The following is a 26577-nucleotide window of genomic DNA, read 5'->3' as shown; positions in this document are numbered from 1 at the left end:
GACTGTACGTCAGCGGTCGCCGGGCAGGGGCCCGCCGTGTCCCACCATGCGCAGCACCAGCCCGGCGTGGAGCTCGCCGACCTCCTCGGGGGTGCGCTTGCCCTCCGCGTTGAACCAGCGGGCGACGTCGATGCACAGGGAGAGCACGGCCAGTGTCGTGCCGCGGACGTCGGGGACGTCGAAGTCGCCCGCGGCGACGCCGTCCTCGATGATGGCGCGGACCGCCGCGTCGCTCTCGCGGCGCAGGGCGACGATCTCGGCGTAGTGCTCCTCGGCGAGCGCCCCGAGTTCGTACTGCACGACGCGTGCGGTGGTGTGGTGCTCGGCGTGCCAGCGGACGAAGCGGCGCACGGCGGCGGCGAGCCGCTCGGCGGGGGTGCCGGCGCCCTCGCGGGCCCGGCGCAGGATGTCGAGGGCGAGGCGGTGGCCGACGCTGCTGATGCGGAAGAGCAGTTCTTCCTTGGTCCGGTAGTGGATGTAGAGCGCGGCGGGGCTCATTCCGGCGCGGCCGGCGATGTCGCGGGTGGTGGTGGCGTGGTAGCCGCGTTCGGCGAAGGCCTGGACGGCGGCGGTCAGCAGCCGCCTGGCGGCGTCGGGCGTGACGTCGGCCCACTCCTCGCTGCGCTGCGCCTCCGAGCCCATCGCGTGCCCCGCTCTCCGGGCCCGGTCCGGGCCCCTCGCCGACAGAAGAACGAACACCATACCCCGGAGCTGAGCAAGCGCTTAGGCGGGCGTACGGGTCCGGTCACAGGGGAAGGAATCGCCCTATGACCGCTGAGCGCACCTTGCCGGTGGCGGCCACGGCACTGACCGCCACGATGGCGGTCTACATCACCCTCGTCGCCTTCGGCAACATCACCGACTTCGGCACCAACCAGGAATACGTACGGCACGTCCTGGCGATGGACACCACCTTCCAGGACGAGGACCTGATGTGGCGGGCCGTCACGGACCGCACGCTGCAGGACGCCGTCTACGTCCTCATCATCATCTGGGAAGTCCTGGCCGCCTTCGTGCTCGTGGCGGCCACGCTGCTGTGGGTCCGCGGGCTGACCCGGTCCGGGTACGGCTGGGCGCCGGCCCGGCGGGCCACCACGCTGGGACTGCTGATGGTCATGCTGCTGTTCGGGCTGGGCTTCATCGCCATAGGCGGCGAGTGGTTCGCGATGTGGCAGTCGGCCAAGTGGAACGGGCTGCAGGCCGCCATTCGCACCTTCACGCTCGCCGGTTTCGTGCTCGTACTGATCCATCTGCCGTCCCCGCAGTGGCTCAGGCGCTAGCCGGGGAAGGTCACCAGGGTCCGGCCGCCGCGCCCCGCCAGCATCGCCGAGAACGCCTCGGCGATGCCGTCGAGCCCGGTGCGCGCCGTCACCATGCCGGAGAGGTCGAACCGCCCGGCGCGTACGTGGGCGGCGATGGCGGGGAGGTCCTTGGCCGGGTCGCTGTTGCCGTAGACGCAGCCGGAGAGGGTGCGGCCGAAGTGGAAGAGCTCCAGCGCCGAGAAGGCCACCTGCTGGTCCCGGCCGCCGATGCCGACGACGGTCGTACGGCCGCCCCGGCGCGTGGAGGACCAGGCGGTGCGGATCGCGTCGGCGCGCCCGGCGCACTCGATGGCCACGTCCGCGCCATGGCCGCCGGTGAGCTCGCGCACATGGCGGGCGGTGTCCTTGGAGGCCAGGAGGAAGGCGGTGGCCCCGGCCGCCCGTGCCAGCTTCTCCTTCTCCGGCAAGACGTCCACCGCCACGATCGTGCGCGCGCCCGCGATCCGGGCCGCCTGCAGCGTCGCGAGCCCCACGCCGCCGACGCCGTACACCGCCACCGACTCGCCGGGCCGCACGCGGGCGCTGTGGTGCACGGCGCCGTAGCCGGTGAGCACCGCGCAGCCCAGCAGGGCCGCTTCGGCGAGCGGGATGCCGTCCGGCAGCGGCAGCACGGCGTTCGCCCGCACCACGGTCTCCTCGGCGAAGACGGCGGTGCCCAGGGCGGGGTAGAGCGCGCTGCCGTCGCGGCGCAGGGTGGCGTAGGGGGTGGTGGCACCGGCGGCGGCGTCGGTGCACAGCCAGGGTTCGGCCAGGCCGCAGAAGTGGCAGTCGGCGCAGGCGGGCGCCCAGTTGAGGACGACCCGGTCGCCGGGCGTCACCTCCTGCACGCCCGCGCCCACCGCGGTGACGGTGCCGGCGCCCTCATGGCCGAGGACGGCGGGGACGGGCTGGCGCAGGGTGCCGTTGGCCAGGGAGAGGTCGGAGTGGCAGACGCCGGCGGCGGCGAGCCGGACCCGCACCTGGCCGGGGCCGGGGGCGGGCAGGTCGATCTCGGTGATCTCCAGGGGGGCGCCCACGGCGGGCAGTACGGCGGCGCGGACCATGACGAACCCTTTCTCCGGGAGGAGCGGACGGCGGGTCAGAACTGGAGCGACTTGGTCTGCAGGTATTCCGCCAGGCCGTGGACGCCCAGCTCGCGGCCGATCCCCGACTGCTTGTGGCCGCCGAAGGGCGCCAGCAGGTTGAAGCGGCCGCCGTTGATGTCGACCTGGCCGGTGTCCATGCGCCGGGCGAAGGCGGTGGCCGTCTCGTCGTCCCGCGCCCACACCGCGCCCGCGAGGCCGTAGACCGTGCCGTTGGCGATGCGCAGGGCCTCCTCCTCGTCCTCGTACTTCATGACGCAGACGACGGGCCCGAAGATCTCCTCCTGGGCGATGGTCATCCGCGGGGTGACGTCGGCGAAGACGGTCGGCCGGACGTAGTAGCCCTTCTCGAGCCCGGCGGGGGCTCCGGGGCCGCCCTCGACGAGGCGGGCGCCCTCCTCGACGCCCCGGGCCACGTAGCCGCGGACCCGCTCGCGCTGGGCGGCGCTGACGAGCGGCCCGAGCCGGGTCGCTGGGTCGGTGGGGTCGCCGGGGACGAAGGCGCGCGCCGCCTCGGCGGCGAGGCCGACGGCTTCCTCGTAGCGGTCCGCGTGGACCAGCAGCCGGCTGAGGGCGTTACAGGACTGGCCGGTGTTGCGCATGACGTCGGCGACGGTGACGGTGACGGCCTTGGTGAGGTCGGCGCCGGGCAGGACCACGCAGGCGGACTTGCCGCCGAGTTCGAGGGCGACGCGCTTGACGGCCGCGCCGGCCGCCGCGGCGACGGTCCGCCCGACGGCGGTCGAGCCGGTGAAGGAGACCAGGTCGACGCCGGGGTGCTCGGCCAGTGCCCGGCCCGCGACCGGCCCCAGGCCGGTGACGAGGTTGAACACCCCGGCCGGCAGGCCGGCGGCCGCCACGCACTCGGCGAACAGCTGCGCGGTCAGCGGGGTGTCCTCGGCCGGCTTGAGCACGACCGTGCAGCCCGCGGCGAGGGCGGGGGCGACCTTGGCGACGATCTGGTGGAGCGGGTAGTTCCAGGGCGTGATCGCGCCGACGACGCCGACCGGCTCGTGCAGGACGGTGGAGTGGGCGATGCGCTCCTCGAACGCGTGGGTGGCGGCCAGCTCGGCGTAGGAGCCGGCCACGGCGACCGGCACGCCGGCGTGGACGCGCTGCGCGAAGCCGGCCGGCGCGCCGAGTTCGGCGGTGACGGTGGCGGCGATCTCCTCGCGGCGGGCCTCCAGCGCGTCGCGCAGGGCGGCCAGGTGCTCACCGCGCCGGGCGGGCGCGGTGGCGGCCCAGGCGGGCAGGGCCGCGCGGGCGGCGCGTACGGCGGCGTCGACGTCCTCGGCGGTGCCCGCGGGGACGGCACCGATGACCTGCTCGTCGGCCGGGTTGACCACCTCGATCGTGTCGCGGCCGGCGGCGGGCCGCCAGCTGCCGTCGATGTACATCCCGTCGTGGGCGATCACAGGTGCTCCTCGCGGTGTGGGGCGCTCGGTCGCCTTCGACCCTCCCACGGGTAGTGACAACGGACAGGGGCTTCGACGGATTTGGCCGTTCCGGGGCGATTCCCGGGCAGCTCCGCGCGCCGGGGCGGCTGATCCATTGACGCGCGCGGCCGGGAATCCTACGGTCTCCCATAGGAATCCACCGGCCACCGGGAGCACGCGATGAGCGGTAGGGGCAACGAGCAGGCGCGGAAGACGGCCGAGGGGCTGACGTACCTGTCCGGCTTCGGCAACGAGCACAGCAGCGAGGCCGTCCCCGGCGCGCTGCCGCACGGGCGCAACTCCCCGCAGCGGGCGCCGTTGGGGCTGTACGCGGAGCAGCTGAGCGGATCCGCCTTCACCGAGCCCCGGCAGCACAACCTCCGGTCGTGGCTGTACCGCGTCCGGCCCTCGGCCGCCCACCCGCCGTTCACCCGGACCGGCAACGGCGCCCTGCGCGGCGCGCCCTTCACCGAGACCGTGCCCGACCCCAACCGGCTGCGCTGGAACCCGCTGCCCGAGCCCGCCGCCGGCACGGACTTCGTCGCCGGCCTGTGGACGCTGGGCGGCAACGGCGACGCCGCGCAGCGCACGGGCATGGCCGTGCACCTCTACGCCGCCAACGCCTCGATGACCGACCGGGTCTTCAGCGACTCCGACGGCGAGCTGCTGATCGTGCCCGAGCGCGGCGCTCTGCTGCTGCGCACCGAGTTCGGCCTGCTGCGGGCCGAGCCGGGGCATGTGGCGCTGATCCCGCGCGGGGTGCGCTTCCGCGTCGAGCTGCTCGACGACAGCGCGCGCGGCTACGTCTGCGAGAACTACGGCCGCCCCTTCGTCCTGCCCGACCTCGGCCCGATCGGCGCCAACGGGCTGGCCAACGCCCGCGACTTCCTGGCGCCGGTGGCCGCCTACGAGGACGTCGAGGGACCGGTCGAGGTCGTCACCAAGTTCTGCGGCAACCTCTGGACGGCGACGTACGACCACTCGCCGCTGGACGTCGTCGCCTGGCACGGCAACTACGTGCCGTACGTCTACGACCTGCGCCGCTTCAACGTCATCGGTTCGATCAGCTACGACCACCCCGACCCGTCGATCTTCACCGTGCTCACCTCGCCGTCCGACACCCCCGGGCTGGCCGGCGTCGACTTCGTGGTCTTCGCGCCGCGCTGGCTGGTGGGCGAGGACACCTTCCGTCCGCCGTACTTCCACCGGAACGTGATGAGCGAGTACATGGGCCTGATCGAGGGCGCCTACGACGCCAAGGCGGAGGGCTTTGTGCCGGGTGGCGGCTCGCTGCACAACATGATGTCGGCGCACGGCCCGGACCGGGAGACCTTCGAGCGGGCCAGCGCGGCGGAGCTGAAGCCGCAGAAGGTGGACGACGGCCTGGCCTTCATGTTCGAGACGCGCTGGCCGGTGACCCTGACCGGGCAGGCGGCCGGCGCCGACCACCTGCAGACGGGGTACGACGGCGTGTGGCAGGGTCTGCAGCGCCACTTCGACCGCTGACACCTGGAGAGCCGGAGCCCCCGTTGACCACCTTCGCCCCCGACTCCCTCGCGCTCAACCGCAAGCTGCCGCTGTGGTACCAGGTCTCGCAGTCGCTGCGTGCCTCGATACTCGGGCGGCGCCCGGACGACCCGCTGCGGCTGCCCACGGAGGACGCGCTCGCCGAGCACTACGGCGTCAGTGTGCTGACCATGCGGCAGGCGCTGAAGGAGCTGGAGACGGAGGGGCTGATCAGCCGGCACCGCCGGCGCGGCACCTTCATCGAGCCGAGCGCCCGGCGGGGCTCGCCCGTGCGGCTGCTCGGCTCGGTGGACACGATCGTCGCCCAGCAGTCCGGTGAGCGCACCTCGGTGCTCGGCCACGGCCCGGAGCCGGTCCCGGCCGAGCTGGCCGAGCACTTCCCCGGGCTGGAGGAGGCCATGGCCTACCGGCGGCTGCGCTGCGACGAGACGTCGGGCGAGCCGACGAACTGGGCGGAGAACCTCGTCCGCCCCGAGCTGGCCGACCGCATCGACCTCGCGGACCTCGCCCGCTGGCCGATGACGAAGGTGCTGCGGGACACCGTGGGCGTGACCATCAGCCGCATCACGGACACGGTCGAGGCGCGGCTGGCGGATCCGGAGACGGCCCGGCTGCTGCAAGTGCCGCTGCTCAGCCCGATCCTGCACTACACGGGCGTGACGTACGACGACGCGGGCCGCGCCGTCGACGTGGCCCGCATCCGCTACCGCGGTGACCGCTTCTCGTTCACGGTCACGCTCGACGCCCACTGACCGGCCGGGCCGCGCCCCGGCCGCCCCGTCACGAACGCGGCGCGAAGCCCTCCAGCAGCCGCTCCACCGCACGTTCGAAGATCGCGTCCGCGTCACCGGCCGGCGCCGCCTGCGTGAGGACCGCCGCCAGCCGCGGATAGCCCCCGCCCGCCAGCGCGCGGCCCAGATAGGCCAGCCGCGCGGCCTGCTCCCGCCCCGGCGGGTACGGCGAGGTCCGCTCCCGCTCCGCGGCCGACAGCTCGTGCGAGACATAGGCGGCGACCACCGCGTTGAGCGAGGACAGCAGCTCCAGCTTCGTCCCCCCTTCCACGTCCAGCGGCTCCAGCACCCACAGGGCGTACTCCAGGAACCGCAGCGCGCTGGGGCTGAAGCCGTACTCGGGCACGAGCAACCGCGGCAGCCAGGGGTGACGGTGCATCAGCGCGCGCATCTGCCGGGCGAGCTGATGCGTCTCCGCCCGCCAGTCCCCCGCCGGCGGCGTGGACAGGTCGTACTCGGCGGCGGCCGCGTCGACCATGAGCTCGTAGAGGTCCTCCTTGCGCGGCACGTAGTTGTACAGCGACATGGTGCCGCAGCCGATCTCGGCGGCCACCCGCCGCATGGAGACGGCGTCGATGCCCTCCGCGTCCGCCACCCGTACCGCCGCCGCCGCGATGTCGGCGCGGGTGTGGGCCGGGCGCGGACCGCGGGCGGCGCGCTCGGGGCGCGCCCAGATCACTTCGGGTCCGGCCGGGTGGCCGCTGGCTGCCATGGATCATCACCTCGGCCCCCATCCTAGTTACGTACAGCGTACGTAGTGAGGTAAGGTCCGGGCCATGACTACGTACGCTGTACTTAGTGAGGGGCTGCGCAAGCGTTTCGGGGACGTCCGGGCGCTGGACGGGTTCGACCTGGCGGTACCCGAGGGCACCGTCTGCGGGCTGCTCGGACCGAACGGCGCCGGCAAGACCACCGCCGTCCGCCTCCTGACCACCCTGGTGACCCCCGACGCCGGCACGGCCCGGGTCGCCGGGCACGACGTCGTGCGCGAAGCCGCGGCCGTGCGCCGGGCCATCGGCGTCACCGGCCAGGCCACCGCCGTCGACATGGATCTGAGCGGGCGGGAGAACCTGCGCCTGTTCGGCCGGCTGCGCCGGCTGCCGCCCGCCGCGGCGCGCGAGCGCGCCGAGGCGCTGCTGGAACGGTTCGACCTCACCGGCGCCGCCGACCGCTCGGCCCGCGCCTACTCCGGCGGCATGCGGCGCCGCCTCGACCTCGCCGCGAGCATGCTCACCCGCCCACCGGTGCTGTTCCTCGACGAGCCCACGACCGGCCTCGACCCCGCCAGCCGCGAGGAGATCTGGCGGGCCGTCCGGGAACTGGCGGACGCGGGCACCACCGTGCTGCTGACGACCCAGTACCTGGAGGAGGCGGACCGACTGGCCGACGACATCGTCCTGGTCGACCGGGGCCGGGCCACCGTGCGCGGCACCCCCGCCGAGCTCAAGGCCCGCATCGGCGCCCACGCGGAGGTGGTCGTCGCCGACGACGGCGCCCTGCCGGGAGCCGCGGTCGTCCTGCACGCCCTCACCGGGGCGCGCCCCGCCCTCGACCCGGTCCGGCGCGTGGTGGGGGCGGCCGTCACCGATCCGGCGCTCACCCTGCCCTACCTGGTGCGCGAACTCGACGCGGCCGGCGTGCCCGTCGTCGACGCCGCCCTGCGGCAGCCGACCCTCGACGAGGTGTTCCTGCGCCTGACCGCCCCCACCCCCGCCGACACCGGTGCCGAGGAGGCCCGCACGTGATCACGCACACCCTGTCCGACAGCCGGGCCATGCTCGGCCGCAACGTCCGGCGGATGCGCCGGGCCCCCGGCCTGTTCGTCATCACCATGACCATGCCGGTGACGATGCTGCTCTTCTTCGGCTACGTCTTCGGCAGCGCGGTGGCCCTCGAAGGCGGCGCGGACTACCGCGCCTATCTCGTGCCCGGGCTGTTCGTGGCGACGGCGGTCAACGGCGTCATGACCGCGATGCTGTCCTCGGCGCAGGACTACCAGCGCGGGGTGATGGACCGTTTCCGGACCCTGCCGATGAGCCGCTTCGCCATCCCGGCCGGGCAGACGGCCTCGGACGTCCTGCTCGCCGCCCTCGGGCTGGTGCCGCTGGTGGCCTGCGGCTACGCGGTGGGCTGGCGCATCGAGGGCGGGGCGGCCCCGGCGGCCGGGGCGTTCGCGCTGCTGCTGCTCTTCCGGCTCGTCACGGCCTGGGTGGGGCACTGGCTGGGGCTGCTGCTGAAGACGGAGGAGGCGGCGGGCCAGCTGGGCGGCGCCACCTTCATGCTGCCGCTGCTGTCGAACGCCTATGTGCCGACCGAGGGGATGCCGGGCTGGCTGCGGACCGCCGCCGAGTGGAACCCGGTCAGCGCCGTCGCCGCAGCCTGCCGCGACCTGTTCGGCAACGCCTCTCCGGCCGCGGACGCGTCCTGGCCGGTGGCGCACCCCGTCGCGGCGTCGCTGGGCTGGGCCGCGCTCCTGCTGGCCGTCTTCGTGCCGCTGACGGTCCGGCGGTACGGGCGGGCGTCCGGCTGAGCCGGCCGGGGTGTCTCACCGGGCGAGGTGTCGGAGGGGGTGCCGGGGTTGCCGGAGGAGCCGACCGGCCGGCCCCGGGGGGCAGGACGAGCCGTACGTGCCGGGGCCGGGGTCAGGCGTGGTGGTTGCCGCCGTGGCTGCCGAAGAGCGAACGGCGCAGCCGTCGCAGCGGGGCGAACAGGGAGACCCGGGCGGTCCGGCTCTGGCTCCCGCCCCCTCCGGCGAGGGTGCGATCGCGCGAGGTGAGCTCGCGCATCAGCACGGTCGCGCCCTCGACCTCGCGCTGCGGCAGGGCAGGCCCGCCGAGCACCGCGAGGTGACGGTCCAGGCGCGCACTCGACGCGCCACTGCCGTAGCTGATGGCGGGCACACGTGCCCTGCTACGCATTGCTATCTGATCCATGAGACTCCCCACCCGTACGAGGCACCCGGCCCAGGCAGGGTAACCCTATCGCCCCATCGCGTCACCCGCGCATCGGCGGGTCCGATTCACCACCCCGTCAAGGGGGTTGACGAGCCTGGCGTGAACCTGACGTCACTGTGCGCGAGTTGAGCAGGACAATACGGCACGAGGGCGGGGCAATCACGCTCCGTTGCGGTACATTCACCCCGAATTGCTCTCGGGGGAGGGACACGGCATGGACGCGAGTTCCGGTGCGGGGCGGGTGCTGGCGGGCCGTTACCGGCTGCTGGACGAGCTGGGGCGCGGCGGCATGGGCGTGGTATGGCGGGCGCGGGACGAGGCGCTGGGCCGCGAGGTGGCGGTCAAGGAGGTACGGGCGCCCGCCGGCCTGCCGGAGCCCGACGTGCGACATCTGTACGCCCGGCTGGAACGCGAGGGGCGCGCGGCCGCCCGTATCTCCCACCACAACGTCGTCACCGTCCACGACGTGGTCGAGGAGGAGGGCCGCCCCTGGATCGTCATGGAGCTGGTGCGCGGCCTGTCCCTCGCCGACCTGCTGCTGGCGGACGGCCCGCTCGCCCCGGCCCGCGCGGCGTACATCGGCGCGGAGGTGCTGGCCGCGCTCCGGGGCGCGCACGCCGTGGGTGTACTGCACCGCGACGTGAAACCGGGAAATGTGCTGATAGCCAACGACGGGCGTGTCGTCCTCTCCGACTTCGGCATCGCGGTGATCGAGGGCAGTTCGGCGCTGACGGCGACCGGGCAGCTGGTGGGCTCGCCCGAGTACCTGGCCCCGGAGCGGGCCCTGGGGCGCGCGCCGGGGCCGGAGTCGGACCTGTGGTCGCTGGGGGTGACCCTGTACGCGGCGGTGGAGGGCATGTCGCCCTTCCGTCAGGACACGCCGCTGAGCACGCTGCGCGCCGTGGTGGACGCGGAGCTGCCGCCGCCGCGCCGGGCGGGTGCGCTCGCGCCCGTACTGGACGGGCTGTTGCGCAAGGACCCGGCCCACCGGCTGGGCGCAGCGGAGGCCGAGCGGCTGTTGCGTGAGGCGGCGGCCGGCAGGCCGGCGCGCCCCGAGCCGGGCGCGTACGCCCCGACCGTCGCGGCGCCGCGGCCGCCCGAGCCTGCGCAGGGCGCGGCGCACCGGGCCGGCGGGCCGCTGCCGCCCGTGGCGCCGGAGCCGGGCGCGCCCGCCCCGGGCACTGCCGCGCCGGGCCGGCGGCGGACGGCTCTCGTGGCCGGGGCGCTGGTCGCGGCGCTCGCGGTGGGCGGACTGGTGTGGGCGCTGGCCCAGGGCGGCGGTCCGGACGGGGGCTCGCCGGGCGCGGGCGGGGCGACCGGCAGCGACGGCAAGAACGCGGGGGCGGCTTCACCGGGCGGCGGGACGGCGGCCTCGTCGGCGGCCGGCTCCGGCCAGGGCGTGGTGGGCGTGACGCTCAAGGCGCTGCGCGACCGTTACTCCGGGCCCTGCCCGCCACCGGAGGGGTCGGCGCCCGCCTTCCAGGCGGCCGTCACGGTGGACCGCACCCCGGTGGACGTCGTCTACCGGTGGGTCACGGCCAGCGGCAGCGTGACGGACGGCGGGTGGAAGACCGCCCGGGCCGGTACCCGGACGCTGGTGCTCAAGCACACGGAGGTGAGCCACCGCGCCGGCGATCCGGAGCAGGACTGGATGGCCCTGGAGGTCAGGAGCCCCCGGCAGCTGACGTCCCGTCGTGTGGCGTTCACCGTGTCGTGCGCGAAGCCTCCGACGGGCAGGCCGACCGCCTCTGGTTCTTCCGGTCCTTCCGGCTCCCCGCGGCCCTCCGCGTCCCTTGGCTATCCGGCCCCTGGCCCGTCGGCCGGGTCGCCGACGGGCCAGGCCGCCTACGGCGGCGTGTACGGCTCAGGCCGCTGAGGAGAAGACCGGCAGATAGCCGCCCGACTGTCCGGCGGCGTTGGGGTGGTAGGACTCGTCGACGGGGAAGGCGACGCTGTTCAGCCAGGCGCTGCCGGAGCAGAGCTCGTGTCCGGCGAAGGTGGTGGTGACGTCCCCGTAGGCGAAGCCGTGGTCGGCGGCGCGCTTGGCGATGACGGAGTTGATGTGGTCGGAGGCGGCGTTGATGGCCTTTCTCTTGGTGTCGCTCAGACCGACGCAGGTGACGCCGGTCTTGTAGAAGCGCGGATAGCCGAGGACGACGACCTGGGCGCGGGGGGCTCTGGAGTGGATGGCCGAGTAGACGCCGTCCAGCTTGGCGGGCAGTTCGTTCTGGATGAAGGCGCGCGCCGTGGCGATGCGGTTCAGGCAGGCGCTGTCGGTGCCGAGCACACAGGCCGTCATGGTGTCGGCGAAGCCGGCGTCGTTGCCGCCGACGCTGATGCTGACGAGGCCCGTGGAGGCGTTCAGCGGCCCGAGCTGACCACTGAGAACATCACCCGTTCGGGCGCCCGAACAGGCGGTGAAAGCGAAGCTCGAGGGGGCGTGCGCGGCAGCCCAGAGCGCCGGGTAGGACCGGGTGCTGCGCTTGCAGCTGCCGCTGGCGGAGTCGTAGCCGCCGGCGCCGAGGCCGGACGAATAGGAGTCACCGAGCGCTACATAAGCGGGGGTTGACGACCGCTCGGCGGAGTGGGCGGTGCCGGCTCCGCCGAGGGCGAGGGCTGTGGTCAGGACCAGTGCGGACAATGCACCCGCGCAACGGAACAGTTTCATGGAACCTCCTTTAGCAGGGTTTTCAACTACCTCTGTGGTAGCAGCGACCCTGTGGAAGTGTCCATGCCAAATCTGACACCGCGCTGACAACACATTGCGTGAGGGGGTGAGTTGACGGTCGGTCGAGCCATACGTCGTACCGTCGGACGACAGCGTCGACTGTTCATCCGACGGACGGCCTCCGGTTGTGGCGGCGGCGTCCGGAAGGGGCCTTTCGCATGGCCTTCACACCTTGACGGGCCTTCGTCCGCTGCGCGACATTGAAGCCCGGCATCCGGCGCTTCGGGGGGCAAAGTCGCCAATGCAGAGCTTCACAGATCTCACCGGGCTTGATGATGCGAAGGAACCGGGCAACGGGAGCGGGAGCGGGAAGCGCGCCGGACGCGGGACGGCCGCGGCGGACTCGCTGGCGGTGGTGGCGGGCGCCACGATGGCCATCGCCGGCATGGGCGGCACGCTGGCGCTCGCCGACATCACCTCACCACTGCGCGCGCCGTTCACGCTGTTCTTCCTGATCGTGGCGCCCGCGTGCGCCCTGGCGGCCGCCCTGCGCGGCCTCGACCCGCTCAGCCGCGCCGTGGTGGCCACCGGCGGGGCCGTCGCGGTGGACCTGCTGATCGCCCAGACCATGCTCGCGCTGCACGCCTGGACGGTACGCGGCGGGGTCGCCGCGGTCGCGGCCGTCAGCGCCGCGCTGCTGGTCCTTTCGTTCCTGATGGCACAGGCGCGACGCCACCGGGGCCGCGCCACGAGAAGTCGGGCTTCCTGAAGTGGACATCAGCGTGTACCGGCCCGGCGAGCTCACCGCCGCGGACCGGTCGGCATGGACGGCCCTGCAGGCCAGGGCGGTGGAGGACGGCTCACCGCAGCTCGCGAATCCTTTCCTCGCCCCCGAGTTCGCACTCGCCGTCGGCCGCTGCCGGCGCGGGACGCGGATCGCGGTGGTGCGCGAGGACGGCGAGCCGGTGGCGTTCTTCCCGTTCCAGCGCACCCCCATGGGGGTGGGGCGGGCGATCGGACTGGGGGTCTCGGACGCCCAGGGCCTGGTGCACCGGCCGGGCTTCCAGTGGGACGCGCGCGAGCTGCTGCACGCCTGCGGGCTGTCCCTGTGGGAGTTCGACCACCTGATCGAGGGCCAGAAGCCCTTCGAGGCGGCCGCCTCCAGCGCGTACCCCTCGCCCGTGATCGACGTCGACCAGGGCTACGAGCGCTATCTGGCGGCGCTGCGCAAGCAGTCGCCCAAGTTCACCCGCACCACCCTCGCCAAGGAGCGCCGGCTCGGCCGGGACCTCGGGGAGGTGCGGTACGTGCACGACGAGCGCGACCCGGAGGCGCTGCGCGTCCTGACGGGCTGGAAGTCGGCGCAGTATCGAAGAACGGGGCGCGCAGACCGCTTCGCACGCCCCTGGATAGCCCAGCTCGTGGAGCAGCTGTTCCATACGCGTACGGAGTCGTTCGCCGGCCTGCTGTCGGTGCTCTACGCCTCCGGCCGGCCGGTCGCGGCCCACTTCGGGCTCCGGTCCCCGGCGGTGCTGGCCTGCTGGTTCCCCGCCTACGACCCGGAGTTCGCCAAGTACTCCCCCGGCCTCGTGCTGCACCTGCGGATGGCCGAGGGGGCGGCCGCCGAGGGCATGGCCTACCTGGACCTGGGCCGGGGCGTGAAGGCGTACAAGGACTCGCTCAAGACCCGTGAGCTCAGCGTTTCCGAGGGCTGGGCGACCCGGCGGCACCCGGTGGCGCTGGGGTACCGGGCCCGCCGGGCACCGGTGCGGGCGCTGCGCAACACGGTGCTGGCACGGCCGGAGCTGTTCGGGCCGGCGGACCGGCTGCTGAAGCGGATGGGGCGGCTGCGCGCGGGCGGCTGAGGGGTCCCCGCCCATGAACGAAGGCGGCGTCAATAGCTAAGCCGGTGCGGATGGTTGCATAGGCGCAAAAAACACCAAAGGAGGAGTCTCCGCCCCACCCCTTGCCATACGGTCGCAAGCTTCAATACCGTCGTACATCTACCCGCATCGGCCCATCATGTCTGAGCGGCTCCGGGGAGGGCTTCAACAAGCGTCGCGATGGTGTCCGGCGCGGGGCGCGGCAGGGGGTGCCGCGCTCGGCCAGTCAGCAGTGCCGAGTCGCGTGCCGCGCGACCGGCGTTACTTGCCAACTCACCCTGTCCGTACGGCGTCGTGTCGCCGGTGGGCGGGGCGAGTACCCCCTTTTCGAACCGGACAGACGATCGGACCGCTGGGGCAGGCGGTCCACCGGACGAGAGGGAACGAAGACTCATGAGTGCCTTCCTGCGGCCGGCGGCCAGCGAAGAAGATCCCGAGTCACCCGGCCGCTACCGGCCGGTGACCTCGCATTTCGCGATAGCGCCACCGGTGAGCGTCGTCATTCCCGCCATGAACGAGGCGGAGAACCTTCCGTACGTCTTCAAGACCCTGCCCGACTGGATCCACGAAGTGGTCCTCGTCGACGGCAACTCCACCGACGACACCGTCCGGGTCGCGCGCGATCTGCGCCCGGACGTCAAGGTCGTCGAACAGCTCGGCAAGGGCAAGGGCGATGCCCTGATCACCGGCTTCGCCGCCTGCACGGGCGAGATCATCGTGATGGTCGACGCGGACGGCTCCGCGGACGGCGGCGAGATCGTCCGCTATGTCTCCGCGCTGGTCGGCGGCGCCGACTTCGCCAAGGGCTCCCGCTTCGCCAACGGCGGCGGCACCGACGACATGACGCTGATCCGCAAGCTCGGCAACCGCGTGCTGACCTCCATGGTCAACCACAAGTTCGGCGCCCGCTACACCGACCTGTGCTACGGCTACAACGCGTTCTGGAAGCACTGCCTGGACGAGATAGCCCTGGACTGCGCCGGCTTCGAGGTCGAGACCCTGATGAACATCAGAGTGGTGAAGGCAGGGCTGCGGGTCCAGGAGATTCCCAGCCATGAGTTCGTCCGCATCCACGGCACCAGCAACCTGCGGGCCGTGCGGGACGGGCTGCGGGTGCTGAAGGTGATCCTCCATGAGCGCGGCACCCGCCGCGGCCCGCGCCACCGCCGGCGCCCTCTGGCCCTGGCACCGACGGCGAACCGCGGGGAAGTCTCTTGAGCACAGCGCCGACCGGCCGGACCGGTGCACCGAGCGTCTCGGTGGTCATCTGCGTCTACACCGAGGACCGCTGGGGCGACATCCTCGCCGCGGTGGCCTCGGTGCGCGACCAGTCCTACCCCGCCCTGGAGACGCTGCTCGTGGTCGACCACAACCCCGTCCTGCTGCGCCGGCTCGCCAAGACCTACGGCGACGACGGCGCGGGCGCGGACCCGCACCGGGTGCGGGTGCTGGCCAACGCCGGGCCGCGGGGCCTGTCGGCCGGCCGCAACACCGGGATCACGGCCTCCTCCGGCGAGATCGTCGCCTTCCTCGACGACGACGCGGTGGCCGAGCGGGACTGGCTGCTGCACTTCGCCGAGGGCTACGCCGACCCACGGGTCATGGCCGTGGGCGGCCGGACCCAGCCGGTCTGGGCCTCCCGGCGCAGGCCGGCGTGGTTCCCGGAGGAGTTCGACTGGGTCGTGGGCTGCACCTACCGGGGGCTGCCGCCGGGCAAGGTGGCGGTCCGCAACGTCCTCGGCGGCAACGCCTCGTTCCGCCGGACCGCCCTGGAGGCCGTGGGGGGCTTCGCGAGCGGCATAGGACGCGACGGCCACCGGCTGCCGCTGGGCGGCGAGGAGACGGAGCTGTGCATCCGCCTCACCCGGGCGCTGCCGGACGCCGTGCTGCTGATCGACGACCGTTCGGTCATCCACCACCGGGTGCCGGCGGGCCGCGAGCGGTTCCGCTACTTCCGCACCAGGGCGTACGCCGAGGGCCTGTCCAAGGCCCTGGTGGCCCGCAGCGTGGGGGCCCGGGCCGGGCTGGAGAGCGAGCGCCGGTACACCACGCGCGTGCTGCCGGCCGGCGTCGCCCGCGGGGTGCGCGACGCGCTGCTGGGCCGGGTGGGCGGCGCGGGGCGGGCGGGGGCGATCGTGGCCGGGGTGGCCTTGGCGGCCGGCGGCTACGCCCTGGGCAGCCTGCGGGCGCGCCGGGGCGGCGGCCGGTTCGCGGTCGCCGCGCTCGAGCCGGCGGCCGGGGGGCCGTCGCCTGCCGGGGCGCGTGCGGGGGATTCAGGGGCTTCGGGGGATTCAAGGGATGGCGTATGAGCGCGGCCCCGGTGCCGATCCTGATGTATCACGCGGTGGCGCAGGCGCCCGCCCGCGCGACGTACGGGCTGTCGGTCTCGCCCGGCGCGTTCACCGAGCAGATGCTGCTGCTGGCCGGCTTCGGCTTCACACCGTTGACGGCCCGGCAGCTGGCCGACGCCTGGCGCGGGGGCGGCCGGCTGCCCCCGAAGCCGGTGCTCATCACGTTCGACGACGGCTACGAGGGCGTGCACCGCTACGCCCTCCCCGCCCTGGTCGAACACGGCTTCACCGCCACGCTGTTCGCCTCGACGGGCTGGCTGCGCGGCGCCCACGAGACGGGGGGCGCGCTGGACCTCATGCTGAGCTGGGACCAGCTGCGGGAGCTGGCCGCGGCGGGCATGGAGATCGGCGGGCACAGCCATACGCACCCGCAGCTCGATCAGCTGACCGACGAGCGACTGTCGTTCGAGGTACGGCACTGCCGGGACCTGCTCACGGCGGAACTGGGTCACCCACCCGTGTCGTTCGCCTATCCCTACGGCTACTCCAGCCGCAGGGTGCGCGGTACGGTGCGCGCGGCCGGGTTCGGCGTCTCGCTCGCGGTGGGCAACGCGCTGGCCGCGCGCCGCCAGGGGCCGTACGCCCTGGAGCGGGTGACCGTGCGCCGCACCACGGGGATCGCCGAGTTCGAACGGCTCGTCGAGGGCCGGGGGCTCGGCCGGCTCTTCGCCGGCGACCGGGCCCTGACCAAGGGGTATGCCGTCATACGCAGAAGCCGCAGCGCCATCAGGAAAGCGACCCAAGCCCGTGCCTGACACGACCGCCCGGCCCGAGGAACGCACCGGGGCAAGAACCGTGGAACCGACCACCCGGCGGCTGCGGCTGCCGGGCCGTGGCACCGGCAGTCCGCTGTTCCGCAACGCCTTCGCCCTGATGCTCAACACCGGCATCAGCGCTGTCCTCGGGGTGGGGTTCTGGCTGGTCGCGGCCCGCTACTACACCGAGGAATCGGTCGGCCAGGGCTCGGCCGCGATCGCCGCGATGAAGCTGCTGGCGGGGCTCACGGCGGTGACCCTGACGGGCGCGCTCGCCCGCTTCATCCCCGTCGCGGGGCGCACGACGGGGCGGCTGGTCTTCCGTACGTACGCGGGAAGTTCGGTGCTCGTCGCGATCGCGGCGGGCGTCTTCGTCCTCACGCTCGACCTGTGGGGGCCCTCGTTCCGGTTCCTGGACGGCCCGCTGCCGGGGCTCGCGTTCGTCGCGGCGGTCGTCGCCTGGTCCGTGCTCACCCTGCAGGACGGAGTGCTGACCGGGCTGCGCAGCGCGTTCTGGGTGCCGGTGGGCAACACGGTCTTCTCGGCGGTGAAGCTGGCGCTGCTGGTGGGGCTGGCGGTGGCGCTGCCGGTGTCCGGGGTGTTCGTGTCCTGGGTGGTCTCGATCGCGGTGTCGGTGGTGCCGCTGGGCTGGCTGGTGTTCCGGCGGCTGGTGCCGGCGCACGTCCGGGCGACCGAGGACGGCGCGCGCCCGGCGTCCTGGCGGGAGATGGGCCGCTTCCTCGCCGGGGACTACACCGGGTCGCTGTTCTCGCTGGCCGTGGTCTATCTGGTGCCGGTGATCGTGGCCGCACAGGTCAGCTCCGCCGACAACGCCTACTTCTACATCACCTCCACCATCGCCGGCACGGTCAATCTGCTCGCCATCAACATGGGCGCCTCGCTGACCGTCGAGGGCTCGCACGACCCGGCGCGGCTGGCGGAGAACTGCCGGGCCGCGCTGCGCCGGATGGCCAAGATCATGGTGCCGGTCTGTGTGCTGCTCTTCCTCCTCGCGCCGTACGTCCTGGGCGTCTTCGGGCGCGGGTACGCCGAGGCGGCGACGCCGCTGCTGCGGTGGTTCGCGGTCGGGGCGGCGCTGCGCGTGGTGATGGAGGTCTATTTCGCGGTGCTGAGGGCGCAGAGCCGGACGGCCGGGCTGGCCTATCTGCAGGGGCTGTTGTGCGTGCTCGTCCTGGGGCTGACGGTGGTGCTCCTGCCCCGGATGGGGCTGGCGGGCGCGGGCATCGCGGAGATCTGCAGCCTGACGGTGATCGCCGCCATCGCGGCGGTGAAGCTGCGGGGCGTGCTCAAGGCGGCGGCCCGGCCGCCGTCGGACAGGTCCACGGCGGGCGACGGGACGCCGCCCGACGGGGACCTGGCCGACCTGGCGGTCCACGGCGACCGGCGGGACGACGGCGCCCAGGACCGCCGGCCCCGCCTGTTCGGCACGCGCTGGGCACTGAGGTCGTCGCTCGACGTGGACACGATCCCGCTGGGGGTGCGGCTGGACATCGACCATCTGGAGCGCCGGCCCGACGTACGGCCCGCACCCAGAGCGGCAGAGCCGCCTCCCGTGCCCCCCAGGCCCCCCGCGCCCCCGAAACCTCCCGTACCGCCCGTTCCCGCCGCTCCCCCCCTGCGTCCCCCTCTTCCTGAGCCGCCGCGGCCCGTCGGCCGGTGGCGTACGCCGCAGGCCGCGCTGTGGCTGCTGCTGGCCGGGGCGCTGGCGCTGTACTGGGTGCCGCTGAAGGCCGTGGGCGAGGTGCACCTGGACGGCATGGGCGGGTTCGGGCTGGTGTCCGTGCTGCCGGTGGCGACGCTGCTGGGGGCCGCTCTGCTGGTGACCGTCTTCGCGTGCGCCCTGTGCCTGGAGCGGCCGCACCGGTGGCTGCTGGCGGCGGTGCTGCTGGCGACCGTGGTCTCGCTGCACGCCGTGCCCGCGCTGCTGGAGGACCGGCCGCGGTTCGCCACGGCCTGGCAGCACCTGGGCTTCCTGGACTACCTCGACCGCACGGGCGCGGCCGCGCCCGACCTCGACGCGCGCTGGAGCTGGCCCGGCTTCTTCGCCCTGGCCGCGTTCGCGGCGCGCGCCTGCGGCGCCGGGGACCTCACCGAGGTGCTGCGCTGGTGGCCGCTGGCCGTCCAGCTGCTCTGTCTGGCGCCGCTGCTGGTGCTGTTGCGGGCGGTACGGGCGAGCTGGCGGGCGACGTGGACGGCGCTGTGGCTGTTCGCCCTGTGCGGGTGGGTCGGACAGGACTACTTCTCCCCCCAGTCGCTCAACTACCTCTTCTACCTCCTGTTCGTCGCCGTCCTGCTGGTGTGGTTCCGCTGGCCGGGGCAGCTGCGCGGCAGGCTGCTGCCCGGTGAGCGGGAGGTCACCCCCGCCGGGCGGGGCGCCCAGGTGGTCCTGCTCACCCTGGTGATCGTCCTGTTCGCGGCCTCCGTCGCCAGCCATCAGCTGACCCCGTTCGTGATGCTCGGCGTCGTCACCGCCCTGGTCCTGGTGCGCCGGCTGACCCCGGCCGGGCTGCCCCTGCTGTGCGCGGTGCTGCTGGCGGTGTGGGTGGGGTTCCTGGCGGAGCCGTACTGGTCGGGCCACTTCGACGAGCTCTTCGGCGGGCTGGGCTCGCTGGGCGGCAATGTCTCCTCGTCCGTGTCGGGCCGCATCGAGGGCGGCAGCAGCACCCACAAGATGGTGCTCTACGTCCGCGTCGCGCTCGCCGCCGGCGTGCTGGGATGCGCCGCGCTGGGCTGGTGGCGGCGGCGCCGGGCCGGGCTCGGCGACGTCTGCCTGACGGTGCTGACCTGCGTCCCGTTCCTCGCCTTCGGCATGCAGTCCTACGGCGGCGAAGTCGCCCTGCGCGTCTTCCTCTTCGCCCTGCCGGGCGCCTGCGTCCTGGCCGCGCTCGCCCTCTTCCCGCGCCCGGAACCGGCGCGCTCGCGCGCCTACCGGGCACCGCTGGCGGCGCTGCTGGCCGGGCTGGTGCTGGTGATGGGCTTCCTGGTGGCCCGCTGGGGCAACGAACCCTTCGAGCGCGTCCGCGCCGGCGAGGTGGCGGCCATGGACTACGTCTACCGGCACGACCGTCCGACGGTACGGCTGCTGTGGCTGAGCAGCGACACGGTCAACGACGTGACCCCCGCCATACCGTGGGGCGCACGCGACATGGAACGGGTGCTCTACGAACCGGTGCTCGCCCCCCGCGACCCCGGGCAGGCGCCCGATCTGGTGGCGGCCCTGCGCGGGGCCGGGCCGAACGCCTATCTGATGGTCAACCGCGGTCAGTCCGTCTATCTGGAGCTCAGCGCCGGGTACGCCCCGGACTGGGACCAGCGGCTGCGGCGCTCCCTGGACGGGCGGCCGGAGCTGCGGCGGGTGCTCACCAACGACGACGCGGTGCTCTACGAGCTGAAGGACAAGCCCGCCGGCGGCGCACCGGAGCCCCGGCCAGGGCCGGCCGGGCCGAAGGTGACGTGGACGCCGGTGTCGGTGGTCGGCGCCCTCGCGGCGGTGGCGCTGCTGGTGCTGCTGACCGCCCGGGAGCTGGTACGGGTGGGGGTGCGGCCGGGCGTGGGCCAACTACGGTGGCTGCAGGCGTCCTTCTGGTTCGCGCTGCCGCTGCTGGCCGTGGTGCTGTTCTCGTTGCTGTGGCGGCTGGCGACGATGTCGTAGGGGCTGCTCTTGCACGGGCTCGCACGGGCTCACGCAGGCCCGCGACGGACTCAGAACAGGGACCGGTAGCACAGGGCCGCGACCGCGTTCGGTCCGGGCACCGGGCGGCCGGGCCGGTGGTGGGGCAGGACATGGCCGTTGAGGGCGGTCACCCCCGTGTGCGGATAGGTGACGCGCGTGCCGCCGGCGCGGTCCCAGCGCGGGTCGCTCTCCAGCGCGCCGAGCTGCTCCATGGTGGCGCCGATCAGGCCCGGGTGGACGTGCAGCGGCCCGACGTCGCCGAACGCCGTGGTGAGCAGGGTCAGATCGCACTGTTCGGTGTCGATGTGCAGGAAGACCTCGTCGTCGCCCTCGTAGTAGCCGTACGCGGCGAAGGTGGGCACCAGCAGCCGCCCGGTGAGCGCCCGGGCCAGGCCGGTCAGCGAGAGATGGACCCGGGCCAGCAGCGGGCCGCTGGCGGCGGGGGTGCCCCGGCGGGGCAGGCGCCGGGCGGTGACGGGGGTGCGCGGTCCCCGCCGCGGGATCTCGGCCACGGCGCGCCGCTCGCGGCCCTCCGCGGCGATGCCGTCGGCCAGCGCGCGGTCCCACAGTCCGGGGAGGCGGACGTGGCCGTGGGCGGCGAAGGACCGCTGTTCGGCCCGGGTGACGGTGGTCCGGCACAGGAGGGCGGTCATGGTCAGGACGTGGTCGCGACCGGCCAGGAGGCCTCGGGGGTGTAGTGGGCCAGTTCGTCCTCGGCGGCCAGGTGCAGCATGCCGGCGAAGCAGTAGCCGTCGGCGAGCGGGATCTTCGCGTACGGCCTCAGGTGTGCCTCGATGGCGGCCTTGGCCTCGGGCGCGGCCTTGGCCGTCTCGACGGCCTCCCGGGGCAGGACGTAGTAGTTCTCCTCCGCGTCGACGATGACCAAGGCCTGACGTGCGTTCTGGGGCACGGCGGTGTTCCTTTCGCTCTCCGCTCGGTGACGCCGCTGGAAGTCTTGCCGCGCCCGGGTCGGATGACAACCGCCCGGACAAGCCCCGGACGGATGATTCCCCGGCCACCTGTACGCCGTCACAGCCAGCGGGTCTCGTAAGGCGCAAGCTCGACCGTGCGGCCGTCGACGCGGGCCGTGACGGCCCGGTCCCGGGTGTTGACGACGAGCACGGAGCTGCCGGCCGCGAGCGCCTGGACCCGCGAGCCGTCCTCGCCGCCCACCCCGGCGTCGCGGAAGGCCGTGCCCGGCGGGAAGGCCCTGGCGAACCGCGCGAGCAGGTCCAGCATGGGCAGCCGGTCCCCGCCGTCGGCCAGCTCGGTGCTGCGCCACAGACAGCCGGGGCAGTCGCCGCCCTCTTCCTCGGGGTTCCAGTAGAACGCCCCGGCCACCCCCGCCGAGGCCAGCTGCATCAGGGCGCTGGCCTGGACGGCGACGCGGTGCGGCTCGGTCCACGTCTTGCGGCCGTCGTGCTCGTCGGCGGGCTCGACGTACCACTCGGCCCACCACACCGGCAGGCCGGTGGTCCTGTTCAGCCACGTGGTGACGTCGGCGAACTTCCGCGTCGCCCGGAACTCGTCGGGGACGGGCCGGTTGCCGGTGCGGGTGTAGCTGGCTCCGTCGACGACGACGAAGTCCGCCCCTTCCTTGTGCTCGTCCCAGTACTCCACGGCGTCGACGGCCCGCTGGTCCACCGCGCCCCACTCCCCGCTGACCCGGGAGGCGTCGGCGTCGGCCCCGGGGGCCTCGCTGTCCATGACGACGTACGGCCCCCCGACGAGCGCGTGCTTGTTCCGCTTCTTCACTTCCCGGTAGACGAGGTTGTAGAGCTCGGTGTACCCCTCGTAGTCCCAGCGCTTCCTCGATTCGTCGTAGAAGCCCTTGAACTCGTTCCACACGATGAAGTGCCGTACGTCCGGGTAGCGTTCGGCGATGACCCCGGCGAGGTCGGCGAAGTCCCGGTAGTGGGTCCGGTCGGGTGCGGTCTCCAGGGACTTCTTCGACCAGTCCGTCCGCTCGCCGCCGCCCTTCATCCAGTCGGGGGCGCAGCACAGGGTGAGCACGGGCGTGGTGCCCGTCCTGCGCATGAGGGCGACCCGGCGGTCGAGGTCGGTGAAGTTGTAGGTGCCCGGTTTGGGTTCGGGGTTGTCGGCGCCCCAGCCCATGATGTGCTGGTTCTGCGGCATGGGGACGCCGGAGAGGGTTCTGGCGGCGTTGCGGCGGGCGGCGTCCTGGCCCCGGTCGGCGCTGTGCTGGGTGTGGGTGAAGCCCCAGCCGATGTCGGCGGCGGTCCCGCCGAGGCGGCCGGGCCGGTCGCGCGCGTGCCAGGCCTCGATGGAGACGGTGACCAGCGCCGCGGCGGTGAGGAGGGCGGCGAAAAGCAGCGCCGTGAGCCGCCACCGTGACGGTCGCGACCGCCTCCACGCCGCCTTCGGCCGCAACTGTGCCGCCCGGGGCGACGTCCGACTTTCACCATGACGTCCCATCACGGAAAGGGTAACCGCGGCGGAATCGGTGTGCGGCGGCTTCTCGGCCAACGGGGGCGGAACCGGGGAAAACCTGGGTGCGCCGGGGCGTTCTGTGCCGGATCATGGGCGGCATGTGTGCCGACACGAGTGCCGAACGCCCGCCGTCCCCGCTCATCCGGCTGAACGTGGACGCCGACACTCCCGCCGACGTCATCGACGCCCTCTTCCTCGGCCCCTTCACCCGGGGCGAACAGCCCTACGCGCGGGGCCATTCGGTGGAGCGGGTCCGCTCCGGCGCCTCGCTCCTGCCGCCCGAGGCGCGCGTGGTGCGTTCGGCGCGCGACGACGACCGCAGGGCGCTCCTGGCCGAGGGGGACGGCTGGTCGCTGCTGGCGGCGCGCTGGAACCGCAGTGCGGACGTGACGGTGACGGCGGTCAGCGACGAGCTGGCCAAGTCGGTGCTGGAGGCGGCGGTGGAGGGCGCCGAGGACGACCCCGAGCCGCAGCCCGAGCACGTCACCATGGGCTTTTGGTACCTCTCCCCGCGGCGCGGCCCGCACCGCACGACCCGGCAGATCTCCGCCGGCACCTGGGAGGAGGTGCGGGCCAACTACACGGCGCCGGTGGCCGATGCGATGGACCGGCTGATGAAGGTCACGCCGGACGACATCGCGGGCCGGCTGCTGCTCCTGCACGGCCCGCCGGGCACGGGCAAGACCTCCGCGCTGCGGACGCTGGCCCGCTCCTGGCGGGACTGGTGCCAGGTGGACTGCGTGCTGGACCCCGAGCGGCTGCTGAACGACGTCGGCTATCTGATGGACATCGCGATCGGTGAGGACGACGGGTCGGCGAAGGGCCGCTGGCGGCTGCTGCTCCTGGAGGACTGCGACGAGCTGATCCGCGGCGAGGCGCGGCACGCGGCCGGCCAGGCGCTCTCGCGCCTGCTCAATCTGACGGACGGTCTGCTGGGGCAGGGGCGCAACGTCCTGGTGGGCGTCACCACCAACGAGGACCTGGAGCGGCTGCACCCCGCCGTGGTCCGTCCCGGGCGCTGTCTCGCGCGGATCGAGGTGGGGCCGCTGACCCGGGCGGAGGCGGTGGGGTGGCTGGGCCGCGAGGAGGGGGTGGGCCGCTCCGGGGCGACGCTGGCGGAGCTCTTCGCCTTGCGGCGGGGTACGGGGCCGGCGTCGGTGCCGGCCCAGCACGACACCGCGGACGCGGGGTTGTACCTATAGGGCAATCCAGCCCGTCCGGCGCTTGAGGACACGGCACAGTCAGCCCGTCCGGCGATTGAGGACAAGAGACGGTGAGAGGGCGGGCCAGGGGCAAGTTCAGTCCCCGTACGCCACCCGCAGGGCGTCCTGTACGGCGGCCAGCGCCGCCCCGGCGTCCAGGCCCAGGCGGTGCGCGCGCTGCGCGTAGGCGGCCGCCGCCGCGGCCGCCTCGCGGTCGGCGGTGTCGCCCGGGGCCGCGATGAACGTGCCGTTGCGGCCCCGGGTCTCGATGACGCCGTCCGCTTCGAGCGCCCGGTAGGCCTTGGCCACGGTGTTGGCGGCCAGGCCCAGTTCCTCGGCGAAGCCGCGCACGGTCGGCAGCTTGTAGCCCACCGGGAGCGCGCCGGAGCGGGCGCGCTCGGCGATGCGGGCGCGGATCTGCTCGTAGGGGGGTTCGGCGGCGTCCGGGTCGACGGTCATCTGCAAAGCCATACCGTCATTGTGCGCTACAGCTCCAGCGTGGCGCCGTAGCCCCGCAGCCAGGTGTCGATGCCGAGGACGACCTCGGTGGCGGAGCGGAAGGAGTCGCCCGCGTCGGCGGCGAGCGCCTGGGCGACGGCGGCCCGGTCGAGCAGGGGGCGTACGGGCGCGTCCGGGTCGGCGAGCACGTGCCGCAGCCTGGCCTGCAGGGCCGCCGCGTAGCGCGGGTCCTGGGTGCTGGGGTAGGGGCTCTTGACCCGGTCGGCGACGGCGGCGGGCAGCAGGTCGCGGGTGGCGGCGCGCAGCAGGGACTTCTCGCGGCCGTCGAAGGTCTTCATGGACCAGGGGGTGTTGAAGACGTAGCCGACGAGGCGGTGGTCGCAGAAGGGCACGCGGACCTCCAGGCCGGTGGCCATGCTGACGCGGTCCTTGCGGTCGAGGAGCATCTGCACGAAGCGGGTCAGGTGCAGGTAGCTGATCTCGCGCATGCGCCGCTGCAGGCCGCTCTCGCCCGGCAGGTGGGGGACTTCGGCGAGGGCCTCGCGGTAGCGCGCGTCCTGGTAGCCGGCCATGTCGACTTTGGCGAGGAGCCCCTGGTCGAGCAGGGCGACGCGGCCGCCGCTGTGCTCGCCGGAGAAGTGGTCGGCGACGCCGGCGGCGATCCACGGGAAGGTGTCGGCGTGGACGGTGGCGGGGTCGTGGAACCACCGGTAGCCGCCGAATATCTCGTCCGCGGACTCGCCGGACAGGGCGACGGTGGACTGTTCGCGGATGGCCTTGAAGAGGAGGTAGAGCGAGGTGTCGCCGTCGCCGAAGCCGGCGATGGGCAGGTCGCGGGCGGTGAGGACCGCGTCGCGGTGGGCCGGGTCCATGAGGGCGGCGGTGTCGAGCACGATGTCGGTGTGGTCGGAGCGTACGTGGTCGGCCAGCGCGTGCGCGTAGGGGCCGTCGGGGGTGGGCCGCAGGGCGTCGGCCTTGAAGTGGTCGGTGTGGCCGGTGAAGTCCACGGAGAAGGAACGCACCGGTCCGCGCCCGGCGTCGGCGAGGCCCTTGGCGGCGAGGGCGGTGATGGCGGAGGAGTCGAGGCCGCCGGAGAGCAGGGTGCACAGGGGGACGTCGGCGACGAGCTGGCGGGTGACGATGTCGTCGAGCAGCTCGCGCACGTGCCGGACGGTGGTGGCGGTGTCGTCGGTGTGCTCCCGCGCCTCGAGGCCCCAGTAGCGGCGCACCGTCAGGCCCGTGCGGCGGACGCGGGCGGTGTGGCCGGGGCGCAGTTCGTACATGCCCTTGTAGACGGCGTGGCCGGGGGTCTTGGTGAAGGCCAGGAGTTCGGCCAGGCCCTCGGCGTCGACGGCGGGGCGTACGGCGGGGTGGGCGAGGAGGGCCTTGGGTTCGGAGCCGAAGAGGACGCCGTCGGGGGTGGGGTGGTAGTAGAGCGGCTTGATGCCCATGCGGTCGCGGACGAGGAGGAGTTCCTCGGTGCGCGGGTCCCACAGGGCGAAGGCGTACATGCCGTTGAGGCGGCCGGTGAAGTCCTCGCCCCATTGGAGGTAGGCGTGGAGGACGACCTCGGTGTCGCTGTGGGTGCGGAAGGTGTGGCCGTGGGCCTCGAGTTCGGCGCGCAGTTCGCGGTAGTTGTAGACCTCGCCGCTGTAGGTGAGGGCGAGGTGGGTGCGGCCGTCGTGTTCGACGAGCATGGGCTGGCGGCCGCCCTCGATGTCGATGACGGCGAGGCGGCGGTGGCCGAGGGCGGCGTGGGTGTCCAGCCAGGCGCCGCCGGCGTCGGGGCCGCGGCAGGTCATCGTGGCCGTCATGGCGTCGAGGGTGCTGCGTGCCCCGGGCAGGCGCGTGAGGTCCTGGTCGTAGGAGATCCATCCGGTGATGCCGCACATGGTCGCGGTGTCCCCTTTCGTAGGCCACCCCGGTGGTGCCGGGGTGCGGCTCGGGCCCCCGTGGTCGCGGTCCGCCTCATCGGTGTCCGGCGGACCGCGACTGCGACGCT

The 26577-nt window shown here is 73.6% G+C and carries 24 protein-coding genes; 13 read left to right on the top strand and 11 right to left on the bottom strand.

Annotation, left to right across the window (positions count from 1 at the left end; translation table 11 throughout):
- Window positions 1-9: 9 nt before the first annotated feature.
- Complete coding sequence (locus ABZ956_RS22125) at window positions 10-642, bottom strand: TetR/AcrR family transcriptional regulator (protein ID WP_361896410.1); 633 nt, start codon at window positions 640-642, stop codon at window positions 10-12.
- A gap of 125 nt (window positions 643-767) precedes the next feature.
- On the opposite strand from ABZ956_RS22125, the gene ABZ956_RS22120 reads away from it, so the two are divergent.
- A complete protein-coding gene (locus ABZ956_RS22120; RefSeq protein WP_361896202.1) occupies window positions 768-1280 on the top strand; it encodes a DUF2165 domain-containing protein in 513 nt (170 codons plus the stop codon).
- Here ABZ956_RS22120 and ABZ956_RS22115 read toward each other — a convergent pair.
- On the bottom strand, window positions 1277-2365 hold the full coding sequence (locus ABZ956_RS22115; RefSeq protein ID WP_361896199.1) for a zinc-binding dehydrogenase: 1089 nt from the start codon (window positions 2363-2365) through the stop codon (window positions 1277-1279). The genes ABZ956_RS22120 and ABZ956_RS22115 overlap by 4 nt on opposite strands.
- Window positions 2366-2400: 35 nt before the next feature.
- Entirely contained in the window at window positions 2401-3819 is a 1419-nt protein-coding gene (locus ABZ956_RS22110; protein WP_361896196.1) for an aldehyde dehydrogenase family protein, read from the bottom strand.
- 201 nt (window positions 3820-4020) lie between these two features.
- Between ABZ956_RS22110 and hmgA the strand changes: the two genes are divergently transcribed.
- Both hmgA and ABZ956_RS22100 read left to right on the top strand, forming a co-directional pair.
- A complete protein-coding gene (gene hmgA, locus ABZ956_RS22105; protein ID WP_361896194.1) occupies window positions 4021-5346 on the top strand; it encodes a homogentisate 1,2-dioxygenase in 1326 nt (441 codons plus the stop codon).
- Between the two features lie 23 nt (window positions 5347-5369).
- A complete protein-coding gene (locus ABZ956_RS22100; RefSeq protein WP_361896191.1) occupies window positions 5370-6119 on the top strand; it encodes a GntR family transcriptional regulator in 750 nt (249 codons plus the stop codon).
- A gap of 28 nt (window positions 6120-6147) precedes the next feature.
- On the opposite strand, the gene ABZ956_RS22095 is transcribed toward ABZ956_RS22100, so the two are convergent.
- Window positions 6148-6870, bottom strand: a complete 723-nt coding sequence (locus ABZ956_RS22095; RefSeq protein WP_361896188.1) for a TetR/AcrR family transcriptional regulator — start codon at window positions 6868-6870, stop codon at window positions 6148-6150.
- 64 nt (window positions 6871-6934) lie between these two features.
- Here ABZ956_RS22095 and ABZ956_RS22090 point away from each other — a divergent pair, with 64 nt between their 5' ends.
- Together ABZ956_RS22090 and ABZ956_RS22085 are read left to right on the top strand one after the other, a co-directional pair.
- On the top strand, window positions 6935-7903 hold the full coding sequence (locus ABZ956_RS22090) for an ATP-binding cassette domain-containing protein (protein ID WP_361896186.1): 969 nt from the start codon (window positions 6935-6937) through the stop codon (window positions 7901-7903).
- Between the two features lie 29 nt (window positions 7904-7932).
- The gene (locus ABZ956_RS22085) at window positions 7933-8688 is read left to right on the top strand and encodes an ABC transporter permease (protein WP_361896407.1); all 756 of its coding nucleotides are present in this window, start codon (window positions 7933-7935) and stop codon (window positions 8686-8688) included.
- Between the two features lie 112 nt (window positions 8689-8800).
- Here ABZ956_RS22085 and ABZ956_RS22080 read toward each other — a convergent pair whose 3' ends face one another.
- Window positions 8801-9091, bottom strand: a complete 291-nt coding sequence (locus ABZ956_RS22080) for a hypothetical protein (RefSeq protein WP_361896184.1) — start codon at window positions 9089-9091, stop codon at window positions 8801-8803.
- Between the two features lie 235 nt (window positions 9092-9326).
- On the opposite strand from ABZ956_RS22080, the gene ABZ956_RS22075 reads away from it, so the two are divergent.
- Window positions 9327-10988, top strand: coding sequence for a protein kinase (locus ABZ956_RS22075; protein WP_361896181.1), 1662 nt, complete (start codon window positions 9327-9329; stop codon window positions 10986-10988).
- On the opposite strand, the gene ABZ956_RS22070 is transcribed toward ABZ956_RS22075, so the two are convergent.
- Window positions 10977-11780: an SGNH/GDSL hydrolase family protein gene (locus tag ABZ956_RS22070; protein ID WP_361896178.1), complete on the bottom strand. Its 804-nt coding sequence runs from the start codon at window positions 11778-11780 to the stop codon at window positions 10977-10979. The genes ABZ956_RS22075 and ABZ956_RS22070 overlap by 12 nt on opposite strands.
- A 301-nt stretch (window positions 11781-12081) precedes the next feature.
- Here ABZ956_RS22070 and ABZ956_RS22065 point away from each other — a divergent pair, with 301 nt between their 5' ends.
- The 6 genes from ABZ956_RS22065 to ABZ956_RS22040 all read left to right on the top strand — a co-directional run bounded on the left by ABZ956_RS22065 (window position 12082) and on the right by ABZ956_RS22040 (window position 20442).
- Window positions 12082-12549 (top strand): hypothetical protein, encoded by a 468-nt coding sequence (locus tag ABZ956_RS22065; protein ID WP_361896175.1) that lies wholly within the window; start codon window positions 12082-12084, stop codon window positions 12547-12549.
- 1 nt (window position 12550) lies between these two features.
- The gene (locus ABZ956_RS22060; protein WP_361896173.1) at window positions 12551-13645 is read left to right on the top strand and encodes a GNAT family N-acetyltransferase; all 1095 of its coding nucleotides are present in this window, start codon (window positions 12551-12553) and stop codon (window positions 13643-13645) included.
- Window positions 13646-14056: 411 nt separating this feature from the next.
- Complete coding sequence (locus ABZ956_RS22055) at window positions 14057-14881, top strand: glycosyltransferase family 2 protein (RefSeq protein WP_361896170.1); 825 nt, start codon at window positions 14057-14059, stop codon at window positions 14879-14881.
- Window positions 14878-15972, top strand: coding sequence for a glycosyltransferase family 2 protein (locus tag ABZ956_RS22050; protein WP_361896168.1), 1095 nt, complete (start codon window positions 14878-14880; stop codon window positions 15970-15972). The genes ABZ956_RS22055 and ABZ956_RS22050 overlap by 4 nt, the downstream gene beginning before the upstream one ends.
- Window positions 15969-16769 carry a polysaccharide deacetylase family protein gene (locus ABZ956_RS22045; RefSeq protein ID WP_361896166.1) on the top strand — a complete coding sequence of 267 codons (801 nt, stop codon included), beginning with the start codon at window positions 15969-15971 and terminating at the stop codon, window positions 16767-16769. The genes ABZ956_RS22050 and ABZ956_RS22045 overlap by 4 nt, the downstream gene beginning before the upstream one ends.
- A gap of 40 nt (window positions 16770-16809) precedes the next feature.
- Window positions 16810-20442, top strand: a complete 3633-nt coding sequence (locus ABZ956_RS22040; RefSeq protein ID WP_361896405.1) for a lipopolysaccharide biosynthesis protein — start codon at window positions 16810-16812, stop codon at window positions 20440-20442.
- A gap of 50 nt (window positions 20443-20492) precedes the next feature.
- On the opposite strand, the gene ABZ956_RS22035 is transcribed toward ABZ956_RS22040, so the two are convergent.
- The 3 genes from ABZ956_RS22035 to ABZ956_RS22025 form a co-directional block, all read right to left on the bottom strand.
- Window positions 20493-21116 carry a hypothetical protein gene (locus ABZ956_RS22035; protein WP_361896164.1) on the bottom strand — a complete coding sequence of 208 codons (624 nt, stop codon included), beginning with the start codon at window positions 21114-21116 and terminating at the stop codon, window positions 20493-20495.
- A gap of 2 nt (window positions 21117-21118) precedes the next feature.
- A complete protein-coding gene (locus tag ABZ956_RS22030; protein ID WP_361896162.1) occupies window positions 21119-21373 on the bottom strand; it encodes a hypothetical protein in 255 nt (84 codons plus the stop codon).
- A gap of 119 nt (window positions 21374-21492) precedes the next feature.
- A complete protein-coding gene (locus ABZ956_RS22025) occupies window positions 21493-22899 on the bottom strand; it encodes a xylan 1,4-beta-xylosidase (RefSeq protein ID WP_361896160.1) in 1407 nt (468 codons plus the stop codon).
- Window positions 22900-23012: 113 nt separating this feature from the next.
- Between ABZ956_RS22025 and ABZ956_RS22020 the strand changes: the two genes are divergently transcribed.
- On the top strand, window positions 23013-24116 hold the full coding sequence (locus tag ABZ956_RS22020) for a DUF5925 domain-containing protein (RefSeq protein WP_361896158.1): 1104 nt from the start codon (window positions 23013-23015) through the stop codon (window positions 24114-24116).
- A gap of 96 nt (window positions 24117-24212) precedes the next feature.
- Here ABZ956_RS22020 and ABZ956_RS22015 read toward each other — a convergent pair whose 3' ends face one another.
- Together ABZ956_RS22015 and asnB are read right to left on the bottom strand one after the other, a co-directional pair.
- On the bottom strand, window positions 24213-24587 hold the full coding sequence (locus ABZ956_RS22015; protein ID WP_071964904.1) for a GntR family transcriptional regulator: 375 nt from the start codon (window positions 24585-24587) through the stop codon (window positions 24213-24215).
- A gap of 14 nt (window positions 24588-24601) precedes the next feature.
- Window positions 24602-26467, bottom strand: a complete 1866-nt coding sequence (gene asnB, locus ABZ956_RS22010) for an asparagine synthase (glutamine-hydrolyzing) (RefSeq protein ID WP_361896155.1) — start codon at window positions 26465-26467, stop codon at window positions 24602-24604.
- Window positions 26468-26577 lie beyond the last annotated feature (110 nt).

Origin of the sequence: Streptomyces sp. NPDC046261 (genome assembly GCF_040646235.1) — a bacterium.
Lineage (GTDB): Bacteria > Actinomycetota > Actinomycetes > Streptomycetales > Streptomycetaceae > Streptomyces.
This window is presented reverse-complemented; position numbering and strand designations above follow the sequence as displayed.